Source organism: Mycobacterium sp. ML4 (assembly GCF_054515735.1).
The window spans coordinates 256,651-267,627 of the sequence record NZ_JBTNSY010000007.1 but is presented as its reverse complement, the minus strand read 5'-3'; the positions used below and the strand labels follow the sequence as shown (position 1 = coordinate 267,627).

Here is a 10,977-nt window from a genome sequence, read left to right as displayed (position 1 = left end):
CGGGACCGCGTGATTTCCTGACCGACCAGCCACGGAAGCGGTGAGCGGTCGGTGCCGTCTGCACCCGCGCCGGCGATGTGAGTCGTGCGGTATCCGGGTCGGCTGTACGTCCTTATCCAGCATCTGAATTCGACGATTCCGCCCGGCGTCCCGCTGCGGCGATCGGCACGCAACAACGCAGCACCACAACGGCATCCGCCGCAAGGACCGCGGCGCCCACGGCTCCCGCCGACTGGGAGGCTAGCTCCGCTTGGCGGCCTTCTTCACCGGTGCTTTCTTCGCCGGCGCCTTGCGCGTGGTTTTCTTCGCGGTCCGTTTCACCGGTCCGCGGGCCTTGCGGTCGGCCAGCAGCTCGGCGGCCCGCTCATCGGTGATCGACATCACGTCGTCGCCCTTGCGCAGGCTGGCGTTGGTTTCGCCGTCGGTGACATACGGTCCGAACCGGCCGTCCTTGATCACCATGGGCTTGCCCGAGGCCGGGTCGGTACCCAGCTCGCGCAGCGGCGGCGCCGAAGCGGCCTGGCGCCCCGAACGTTTGGGCTCGGAGTAGATCTGAAGCGCTTCGTCCAGGGTGATGGTGAACATCTGTTCCTCGGTCTGCAGCGACCGGGAATCGGTACCGCGCTTGAGGTATGGGCCGTAGCGTCCGTTCTGGGCGGTGATCTCCTCACCGGAGGCCGGGTCCACCCCCACCACCCGCGGCAACGACAGCAGCTTGAGCGCGTCCTCCAGCGTCACCGTCTGCAGATCCATACTGCGCAGCAGCGAACCCGTCCGCGGCTTGGGGCCGGTGGGCTTCTTGCCCTTCTTCGCCCCGGCGCCGCCCTCGTCGCCACCCTCGGACTTGGGCAGCACCTCGGTCACGTACGGACCGTAGCGGCCGTCCTTGGCAACGATTTCGTGGCCGGTCTGCGGGTCTACGCCCAGCACCCGCCCCTCCTGTGGAGTGGCGAAGAGCTCTTCTGCCACTTCAAGAGTCAGCTCGTCGGGAGTGAGCGAGTCGTTGAGGTTGGCTCGCTGCGGAGTCGGTTCACCGCCGTCACCGGGCACCGTGCGCTCCAGATACGGCCCGTTCTTGCCGACCCTGACATACACGGGGCGACCTTCAGCGTCGTCAAATACCTTGATGGAGTTGACTTCTCGCGCGTCTATGCCCTCCAGATTGACACCGACCAGCTTCTTGAGGCCGCCGGAGCGGGCTACCGAGTCGGGCACCCCGTGGTCGCCGCCGAAATAGAAGTTGTTGAGCCAGTTGGTGCGTCGCTCATTGCCGGAGGCGATGGCGTCGAGCTCGTCCTCCATCGCTGCGGTGAAGTCGTAGTCGACCAGACGGCCGAAATGCTGCTCCAGCAATCCGATTACCGCGAACGCGACCCAGGACGGCACCAGCGCACTGCCCTTCTTGTACACATAGCCGCGATCCTGAATCGTCTTGATGATCGACGAGTATGTGGACGGCCGGCCGATCCCCAACTCCTCCAGCGCTTTCACCAGCGAGGCTTCGGTGTAGCGCGCGGGTGGGTTGGTGGAGTGACCGTCCGGCGTCAGCTCGATGGCGTCCAGTCGCTGTCCCGGCGACAGGTTGGGCAACCGGCGTTCGGCGTCGTCGGCCTCGCCCCCGGCCAGTTCGTCGACGGTCTCGACGTAGGCCTTGAGGAAGCCCGGGAAGGTCAGAGTGCGGCCCGATGCCGAGAACACCACCTGCTGCTCAGCGGCCCGGCCCTCAATGCGAAGGCTCAGCGTGGTGCCCCGCGCATCGGCCATCTGCGAGGCCACCGTGCGTTGCCAGATCAGCTCGTAGAGCCGGAATTCATCGCCGTCAAGCTCGCGGCGCACCGCGTCAGGGGTTGCGAACGTTTCTCCGGCGGGCCGGATCGCCTCGTGCGCCTCCTGGGCGTTCTTCACCTTGCGGGTGTACTGCCGCGGCGACGGGGAGACGTATTCCTCGCCGTAGAGCTGCCGCGCCTGGTTACGCGCGGCGTTGATGGCCGATGACGACAGAGTCGTCGAGTCGGTACGCATATAAGTGATGTAGCCGTTCTCGTACAGCCGCTGCGCGATGCTCATCGTGCGTTCGGAGGAGAACCGCAGCTTGCGGCCCGCCTCCTGCTGCAGCGTCGACGTCATGAACGGCGGGTACGGACGGCGGGTGTAGGGCTTTTCCTCGGCCGAGGCGACGCTGAGCTGCGCGCCCTGCAGGTTACGGGCCAAGTTCGTCGCACCGGCCTCGTCGAGCACCACGACTTCGTCGGCCTTGCGCAGCGCGCCCAGCGAGTCGAAGTCGCGGCCGGTGGCCACGCGCAGTCCATCGACGTTGGTCAGGCGCGCCGTGAACGTCGGCGGTTGGGCCTGGGGGTCGGACCGACTGGCGTCCAGCCGGGCCAGAATGTCCCAGTAGGACGCGCTGCGGAACGCCATGCGGTCGCGTTCGCGCTGCACGATGATGCGGGTGGCCACCGATTGGACACGACCCGCAGACAGCTTCGGCGCCACTTTCTTCCACAGCACCGGGCTGACCTCGTAGCCGTACAGCCGGTCCAGGATGCGGCGGGTCTCCTGCGCGTCGACCAGGTCGATGTCCAGGTCGCGCGGGTTTTCCGCGGCCTCGAGGATGGCCGGTTCGGTGATCTCGTGGAAGACCATCCGTTTGACCGGAATGCGCGGCTTGAGTGTCTCCATCAGATGCCAGGCGATCGCCTCGCCCTCGCGGTCACCATCCGTTGCCAGGTAGAGCTCGTCGACGTCTTTGAGCAGGCCCTTGAGCTCGGTGACGGTGCTCTTCTTCTCCGGGCTGATGATGTAGAGCGGTTCGAAATCGGCGTCGACGTTGACTCCCAGCCGCGCCCACGGCTCGGATTTGAACTTCGCGGGCACGTCGGCGGCGGCCCGGGGCAGGTCGCGGATGTGACCACGCGAGGACTCGACGATGTAATTGGAGCCGAGGTAACCAGCGAGTTTGCGCGCCTTGGTCGGCGACTCCACGATCACGAGTCGCCGGGTGCTCCCGTTTCTGCCACTGCTAGCCCTCTTGGGGGCCCGGTCAACCAACTGCGCCTACGCTCCATCTCCTATGTCGGTCCCTGGGCGGAACCGTCTCGCAGCAACAATGACAGGGCGGCTCCCCGATATTCCGGATTTCCGGTGATCCATCGGTCCGCCGCCGTGCCTTGCCCCCGCGGGCAACTGACAATTTCGCACCATTAGGCGGGCCCGCGCAAACCGGGCCGCGTTGGCATGGGTCGCGGGGGGTCGTCAAACCCGTGGCCACTGCGCTGCCGCCGCCGCACCGTCTGGAGCCTCACCGACGTTCTCTACCAGGCGAGACAGGCGCCGACGGCCGCTGATCCGCAACGCCGGGCGGGCGCCGCGGGTGCCGATCAGAGTGGGAGCGATGCCCACCCGCATCAGCGCCGACGCCAGCGGCGAGTGGGTGTCAGGTGCGTGCGGATCAAGCCCGAGTAGATAACGGTCACCCTCAGAGCTGCCCGCCGCCAGGGTCCAGGCCCGCAGCTCCCGCGGCCCGGGCAACCAGCGCGGTGGAACCGTCTTGACGGCACCTCGCGTCCATTCGGTGGCGATAGTGCGTAGCGACGGGTCCGCGGCGGTTCGCACCAACGGGTGGTTCTCGTCGGTCCGGGTGATTTCGGGGACCAGGCCGGCCTCCCGGATCATCTCGGCCAGCGCTGCGGCACGCCAGGTCCCGTCGACGACCACCGACAACCTCGCACCGGTCCCCACCAGCACTATCTGGCCGGGCGCCGCCAGCAGTCCGCACAGATCCCCAACCGCGGGCGGCACCGACTCCGCCGCGAAGAAGGAAAGCTGGCTCACGCCACAGACAGTAGGCCAGCGAGTGGACCCGCCGCTGCTCCGCACCGGCGCGGCGGGCCGGTGCGCGCCGGGCAGAAACGAAAACCCCCGGACGGCGCCGGGGGTTCCGTTGGAGAATCTGCTCGAATCAGAGCGAGCGGACTCCGGTGGCCTGGGGGCCCTTAGGGCTGTGGCCGATCTCGAACTCGACCTTCTGGTTTTCTTCGAGGGTGCGGAAGCCCGTCCCCTGGATCTCCGTGTAGTGGACAAATACATCCGCGGATCCATCTTCGGGGGCGATGAAGCCAAAGCCCTTCTCCGCGTTGAACCACTTCACAGTTCCCTGTGGCATTTCTCGATCTTTCCTTTTCTTCGGGTTCGGGGCGCCGCCTTTCGGTGCCCCGGGCCAGCCACGACCGCCATACCTTCGCGGAGTCGCCGGAACTTCACCCGACAGATAACCTCGCAGGAACCGCGACCGCAACGTCGATCCTGCGAAAGTTTTACACGAACACAGAAGCTGCGACCGCAATTAGTCAACCATGTTCATCGCGTCGGCGACAGACCACGGGCACAGACTGGTTACTCACGGGCGTGGATCGGCGGGTGAATTTACGTCAGTGTCATCCTGCGGGGCCGAACCCGGTCCTCGAGGGCTCAGGAAAGGTGGTTGATGACGAGTTTCGGCAGCGAGTTGCTGGTCGCCGCCCTCGCCGGCGCGGCGCCGGATGAGCACCCATTGCGCCACAGCGCCGAGTTGCCGCCCAGGGTCGGCCGGCCGCAGGACTGGCCGGCGTGGGTGCGGCCGGACGTGGTGCGCGCGTTCACCGACCGGGGCATCCGGATGCCGTGGTCACACCAGGTACGCGCCGCCGACCTCGCACACTCCGGACGTCATGTGGTGGTCAGCACCGGCACCGCATCGGGAAAGTCGCTGGCCTATCAGCTTCCGGTGCTCAATGCCCTGGCCGGCGACCCGCGGGCGCGGGTGCTCTATCTGTCGCCCACCAAGGCGCTGGGACGTGACCAACTGCGCGCGGCCGACGCTCTTGTCGCCGCGGCTGCCCTCAACGACGTCGCACCCACCGCCTACGACGGCGACAGTCCCGCCGAGGTGCGCCGATTCGCGCGCGAACGTTCCCGGTGGATCTTTTCGAACCCGGACATGACCCACGTGTCGATACTGCGCAACCACGCCCGCTGGGCGGTCCTGCTGCGCGGTCTTCGTTTCGTCGTTGTCGATGAATGCCATTATTACCGCGGGGTTTTCGGCTCCAACGTGGCCATGGTGCTGCGCCGTCTGTTACGGCTGTGCGCGCGTTACTCGTCGTATCCGACGGTGATCTTCGCCAGCGCGACGACGGACTCACCCGGCATGACGGCCTCCGAGCTGATCGGTCAACAGGTCACCGAGGTCACCGAGGACGGTTCCCCGCAAGGTGCCCGCACGGTGGCGCTGTGGGAGCCGGCGCTGCTGACCGACCTGGTGGGCGAAAACGGAGCCCCGGTCCGCCGGTCGGCGGGCGCCGAGGCCGCCCGGGTGATGGCCGACCTGATCGTCGAGGGCGCGCAGACGTTGACGTTCGTGCGGTCCCGGCGTGCGGCCGAACTGACCGCCCTGGGGACACGGGCCCGTCTGGCCGAGGTCGCGCCCGCGCTGTCGGGCACCGTCGCGTCGTATCGGGCCGGCTACCTGGCCGAGGACCGCAGTGCGCTGGAGAACGATCTGGCCGAGGGCCGGCTGCGCGGGCTGGCCACCACCAACGCCCTGGAGCTGGGTGTCGACATCGCCGGGCTGGACGCGGTCGTGTTGGCCGGGTTCCCGGGCACGGTCGCGTCGTTCTGGCAGCAGGCAGGCCGATCGGGGCGCCGCGGGCAGGGCGCACTGGTGCTGCTGATCGCCCGGGACGATCCACTGGACACCTACCTCGTGCATCACCCCGCCGCGTTGCTGGACAAGCCGGTGGAACGAGTCGTCATCGACCCTCGCAATCCCTATCTTCTCGGACCGCAATTGCTTTGCGCAGCAACCGAACTTCCACTCGATGAGGCCGAAGTCCGGTCGCTGGACGCGATTGAGGTCGCGGCGGGTCTTCTCGACGACGGCTTGCTGAAACGGCGGGGCGGCAAGTACTTTCCCGCTCCGGGCATGGAGCCGCATGCGGCCGTCGACATTCGGGGGTCCATCGGCGGGCAGATCGCCATCGTCGAATCCGAAACCGGTCGCCTGTTGGGCAACGCCGGCGTCGGGCAGGCGCCGGCGTGCGTGCATCCCGGCGCGGTATATCTGCATCAGGGCGAGAGCTACGTCGTCGACTCACTGGACTTGGACGAGGGCATTGCCTTCGTCCACGCCGAGGATCCCGGCTACAGCACTTTCGCGCGGGAGATCACCGACATCGCGGTGACCGGACAGGGCGAGCGTTCTGCCTTCGGAGCGGTCACGCTGGGCCTGGTCCCGGTGACCGTCACTCACCGGGTGATCGGTTACCTGCGCCGTCGTGGCAACGGCGAGGTGATCGACTTCGTCGAACTCAGCATGCCGCAACATTCGCTGCCCACCACCGCGGTGATGTACACCATCGATCCGGATGCGTTGTCTCGCCACGGTATTGAAGCGGTACGGATTCCGGGCTCCCTACATGCCGCCGAACATGCCGCGATCGGGTTGCTGCCGTTGGTCGCCAGTTGCGACCGCGGGGACATCGGCGGGCTGTCCACCGCGCTCGGCCCCGACGGCCTGCCGACCGTATTCGTCTACGACGGGCATCCGGGTGGAGCGGGATTCGCAGAACGCGGCTTCCGCCGGGCGGCGACCTGGCTGGGAGCCACCGCCGCGGCCATCCGGGCCTGCGAATGCCCGCGCGGATGCCCCTCGTGTGTGCAATCGCCGAAATGCGGCAACGGCAACGACCCACTGGACAAAGCGGGCGCGGTGCAGGTGCTGCGGCTGGTGCTGGCGGAGTTGGGTCGCGCCGAACAACTCGTCCTCCCTCGATAGGGGGAGAAAGTTTCGTACTCCGAACCCGCCGATTGACCGAGGGTGCTGTGGCCCCTGCTGCGCGACGGTGGTAGCCGGAGTACTGGCTCCACTGATGCAAAAGGGGATCGAAACGATGGCGTTCGTTATTGCCAGCCCGGAAGCGGTGGCAGCGGCAGCAGCCGATGTAGTGGGTGTCGGCTCGTCGCTGCAGGCGGCGAATTCGGCGGCAGCCTCCGCCACGACGTCGGTGCTGGCCGCCGGTGCCGACGAAGTCTCGGCGGCGCTGGCAGCTCTGTTCTCCAGACATGGCCAGGCCTACCAAAGCCTGAGCGCGCAGATGATGGCGTTTCACGACCGGTTTGCGCAGGCCCTCAATTCGGGTGCGAACGCCTACGCCAGAGCCGAGGCGGCCAACGTCTCGCCCTTGCAGTCGGTGGTGGACGCCGTCAACGCGCCGATTACGGCGGCGACCGGGCGGCCCCTGATCGGCAACGGAGCCAACGCCGCCCCCGGAAGCGGGCTCAATGGCGGCGACGGCGGGTGGCTGATCGGCAATGGCGGGGCCGGCGGGTCCGGCGCGGCAGGCACGGGCCAAAGCGGTGGCAACGGCGGGAGCGCCGGGCTGCTGGGTGTGGGCGGTGCCGGTGGAGCGGGCGCCAACTCCTCGACCGGAGCCGGCGGGGCCGGCGGAGCCGGCGGCACCGGCGGTGGGCTGTGGGGTAATGGCGGAGCCGGCGGGGCAGGCGGGGCGGCGACCAGGGGCGGGGACGGCGGCGTCGGCGGCGCCGGAGGGAACGGCGGACTGTTGGGTGCCGGCGGGACCGGCGGAACCGGCGGGCTCAGCGGCACCGGGGCCGGCGGGGCCGGTGGGACGGGCGGAGCCGGTGGACTGCTCTCCGGGCTGGTCGGCGCCGGCGGCGGTAACGGCGGCGTGGGCGGATCCGGGAACGGGAATGGCGGGGTTGGCGGGGCAGGCGGCAGCGGTGGGTTCTTCGCCGGGTCGGGCGGGGCGGGCGGCGCCGGCGGTTATGGCGGCACCGGCGCGGTCGGCGGAGCGGGCGGGAACGCGGGCCGGCTGTTCGGCCACGGCGGCGCAGGTGGGCAGGGCGGCGTCGGCATCGGAGGCTCCGGGGGTGACGGCGGCACCGGCGGCAACGCCGGACTGCTGTTCTCGAGTGCCGGAGCGGGCGGGGACGGCGGGTTCGGCTTCTTCGGCAACGGCGGTGCCGGCGGAGCCGGCGGAGACGGCGGCCTGCTCGGTTTCGGCGGGGTCGGCGGTGCCGGCGGAGTCGCCCCTTACGGCACCGGCGGGGCGGGCGGATCGGGTGGCCAGGGCGGCCAGTTGTTCGGTAATGGCGGCGCCGGTGGCGCCGGCGGCGAAGGCGGCGGTAGAGGGGCCGGGGGAAGCGGTGGCAACGGGGTGCTGATCGGTAACGGCGGCAACGGCGGAACCGGCTCGAGCGTCGGCGCAGGTGGCGCCGGCGGGGCGTTGCTGGGTCTGGACGGCTTCAACGCGCCGGCCGGGGGCAGCCAATTGCACATCGCGCAGCAACAGCTGCTCAACGCGATCAACGCGCCAGTCCAGTCGCTGACCGGGCGGCCCCTGATCGGCAACGGAACGCCCGGAGCCGCGGGCACCGGGGCCGCGGGCGCGCCCGGCGGGTGGCTGCTGGGCGACGGCGGGGCCGGCGGCTCCGGCGCGGCCGGCAGCGGTAACGCCGGCGGTGCCGCCGGGCTGTTCGGCACCGGTGGTACCGGCGGCGCCGGAACTGCCGCCGGCGCGGCGGGCGGCGCCGGTGGCGCCGGCGGGTGGATATCCGGCGACGGCGGGATAGGCGGCATGGGCGGAGCCTCCGCCTTCGGTTCCGGTGGCATCGGTGGTGCCGGCGGCGCCGGCGGTCTGGTGGGCGCCGGCGGACGAGGCGGGGTTGGCGGCGCCACCCTCAGCGGGCCTGCCGGTGGGGGCGGTGGCGCCGGCGGGACAGGCGGACTGCTCGGCCCGCTGGCCGGCGGCGGCGCGGGCGGGGACGGCGGGTATGGCATCAACACCGGCGGGGCCGGCGGCGCCGGCGGCGATGCCGGCACGCTGGGCGGCTCGGGTGGGGCGGGCGGCATCGGCGGAGCAGGCGATAACGAAGCCGGCGGCGCTGGTGGGGCGGGCGGCAATGCCGGTCTCCTGTTCGGTGACGGCGGGATCGGCGGTGCGGGCGGATCAACGCATGGTGCCGCCATCGTTCCCAACATCCTGGGCGGCGCCGGTGGTGACGGCGGCAACGGCGCGCGATTGTTCGGAAATGGCGGCGCCGGCGGAGCCGGTGGCAACACCTTTGGCGGCGCCGCAGGCGGAGCCGGCGGGTTCGGCGGTGCCTCGGGTCTGATCGGCGCCGGCGGTTCCGGCGCGGCCGGTGGAAGCGGCTTCGGATCCCACGGCAGCGCCGGTGGACAGGGTGGGACCGCGGGAACGCTGTGGGGGATCGGCGGTTCTGGTGGAGCCGGCGGTGTGGCCAATGGACTCGGCGGTTCTGGAGGGGCCGGTGGCGGCGCCGGATGGATCGGCGTAGGCGGAAACGGAGGCAACGCCGGGGTCGGCGGCATCAACGGCACCGCGGGCACCGGTGGTTCCGGCGGCAAGTTGATCGGCGCGGACGGTCTGGACGGGCTGACCTGACCGCTGCTTGCTGCCCGTCGGTGGCAACGACGGGCACCTCGAACCGCCCGGCGAGCAGCCGTAGCGAAACTCTCCAAAAATCATTGGCTACATTTGCCCGAAATGGCGCTACGGTGCTCATATCCGTCGTTGCGCAGCGAACGGATTACAGACACTGGCCGAGTCTGTCGTCGTAGACCGATTGGGAGGTGTCATGTCGTTTGTCAGCGCGACGCCCGACCGCTTGGTGACCGCGGCTCGCAATCTGGCCGGCATCGGCTCCACGCTTCACATTTCAAATGCAACCGCGGCGGCGCCCACGCTCGCGGTATCGGCCGCCGCCAGCGATCAGGTGTCGGCCGCAGTAGCGGCGTTCTTCTCCGGACACGCCCGGGGCTATCAGACGGTCAGCGCGCAGGCGGAGAAGTTTCACACTGAGTTCGTGCAGAAGCTCAGCGCCGGTGCGGACACCTATTCCTCGGCCGAGTCCGCTAACGCCTCCCCCTTACAACCAGTGCTGAACCCGGTCTCCGACGCACTGGCCGGCACCGGCGCCGCGGCAACGAAGACTGCGGCTACACCCAACACAAGTCAGTACCGTGGCGGGAATTCACGCGGGAGCGGCACGGCAAACCCGAGGGCCGGCGCAGCACTCCGGCCGGAAGGTGGCGGCGGAACCGAGGGCGTGCGCGGGGGCTCATCGACCGAGGCCGTAATGGCCGGCGGAAACTGCGGCAGTGGTGGGCTTCTGCTTCGCACCGGCGTTCTCGGCGCAGCTGTGGGTGGCTGGTCCGGTGGCGTTGCCAGGACCGGCGGGGCCGGCGGCCTGCTGAACCGGTTGCTCGAGGACCGCACCGATTCGTTCGGCGCCGCCTCTGGCCGCACCGCCGGCGCTACTTCGAATCTGGTCGGCCCCTGCGGTGACGGGTGGACGATCAGAACCCGATGCACTGCCGGCAGCCTTTGGACGGGCGTCGCGGCACGCAACGGCGGCAGTGGCGGGCTCTCGTCGGGCGCCCCCGGCCGGTAAACGGAAGACGGCCGGTTACCGGTATCGGTATAACCCGGTTACCGACATCTCGAGGATCAATTCTGTCTCGCCTTTCTGCACCGCGGTCGATGATGTGCCGGCGCGGGCGCCCTTGGCCGACAGAAACTTTGAAGGATTGTGGAATAAATATTGAATGGCGATATTGAGCCATCGGCACCGGGCCGAACGTCTGCTAATTTCCATTGACGGACCGGCCATAGGAAATGCCGGAGGAGGCATGAAGATAATGATCGCATTCCACACGAGCGGGAATTCCAAAATTCTCTGGATGGACGCGTCGACGGAAGCTGCCGAGATCCAGCCGCACGAGAAGCCGGCGGGGCACTCTCGAGCCGAGATTGCGGACCACGCTCAGGCTGAGCCGCGCTCCGCCCGGAAACCTGCAGTTTTACCGATATCGCCACTACAACGTGTTCCATGCCGCCCGATAGCAATGGAAGACGATCGACATGATTATCGACATGAATTGCACTGCGTAATCCGGTG

General features: G+C 69.1%; 6 protein-coding genes. 3 read left to right on the top strand and 3 right to left on the bottom strand.

All coding sequences use genetic code 11. The annotated features are described in order from the left end of the window. Positions 1-240 precede the first annotated feature (240 nt). The 3 genes from topA to cspA form a co-directional block, all read right to left on the bottom strand. The gene (gene topA, locus ACX9NE_RS10510; protein WP_459361601.1) at positions 241-3,048 is read right to left on the bottom strand and encodes a type I DNA topoisomerase; all 2,808 of its coding nucleotides are present in this window, start codon (positions 3,046-3,048) and stop codon (positions 241-243) included. A 204-nt stretch (positions 3,049-3,252) separates the two neighbouring features. Next, complete coding sequence (locus ACX9NE_RS10505; protein WP_459361600.1) at positions 3,253-3,831, bottom strand: hypothetical protein; 579 nt, start codon at positions 3,829-3,831, stop codon at positions 3,253-3,255. A 127-nt stretch (positions 3,832-3,958) separates the two neighbouring features. After that, on the bottom strand, positions 3,959-4,162 hold the full coding sequence (gene cspA, locus ACX9NE_RS10500) for a cold shock protein CspA (protein ID WP_003419650.1): 204 nt from the start codon (positions 4,160-4,162) through the stop codon (positions 3,959-3,961). A gap of 321 nt (positions 4,163-4,483) precedes the next feature. Here cspA and ACX9NE_RS10495 point away from each other — a divergent pair, with 321 nt between their 5' ends. The 3 genes from ACX9NE_RS10495 (at position 4,484) to ACX9NE_RS10485 (ending at position 10,470) form a co-directional block, all read left to right on the top strand. Then, on the top strand, positions 4,484-6,811 hold the full coding sequence (locus ACX9NE_RS10495) for a DEAD/DEAH box helicase (protein ID WP_459361599.1): 2,328 nt from the start codon (positions 4,484-4,486) through the stop codon (positions 6,809-6,811). Positions 6,812-6,926: 115 nt separating this feature from the next. Beyond that, positions 6,927-9,461 carry a PE family protein gene (locus ACX9NE_RS10490; protein ID WP_459361598.1) on the top strand — a complete coding sequence of 845 codons (2,535 nt, stop codon included), beginning with the start codon at positions 6,927-6,929 and terminating at the stop codon, positions 9,459-9,461. A gap of 193 nt (positions 9,462-9,654) precedes the next feature. Then, positions 9,655-10,470 carry a PE family protein gene (locus tag ACX9NE_RS10485; protein ID WP_459361597.1) on the top strand — a complete coding sequence of 272 codons (816 nt, stop codon included), beginning with the start codon at positions 9,655-9,657 and terminating at the stop codon, positions 10,468-10,470. Positions 10,471-10,977 lie beyond the last annotated feature (507 nt).

Coding starts and splice junctions, on each gene's coding strand:
- cspA (WP_003419650.1), bottom strand. CDS start 4,162: ATGCCACAGGGAACTGTGAAGTGGTTCAACGCGGAGAAGGGCTTTGGC.
- ACX9NE_RS10495 (WP_459361599.1), top strand. CDS start 4,484: ATGACGAGTTTCGGCAGCGAGTTGCTGGTCGCCGCCCTCGCCGGCGCG.
- ACX9NE_RS10490 (WP_459361598.1), top strand. CDS start 6,927: ATGGCGTTCGTTATTGCCAGCCCGGAAGCGGTGGCAGCGGCAGCAGCC.
- ACX9NE_RS10485 (WP_459361597.1), top strand. CDS start 9,655: ATGTCGTTTGTCAGCGCGACGCCCGACCGCTTGGTGACCGCGGCTCGC.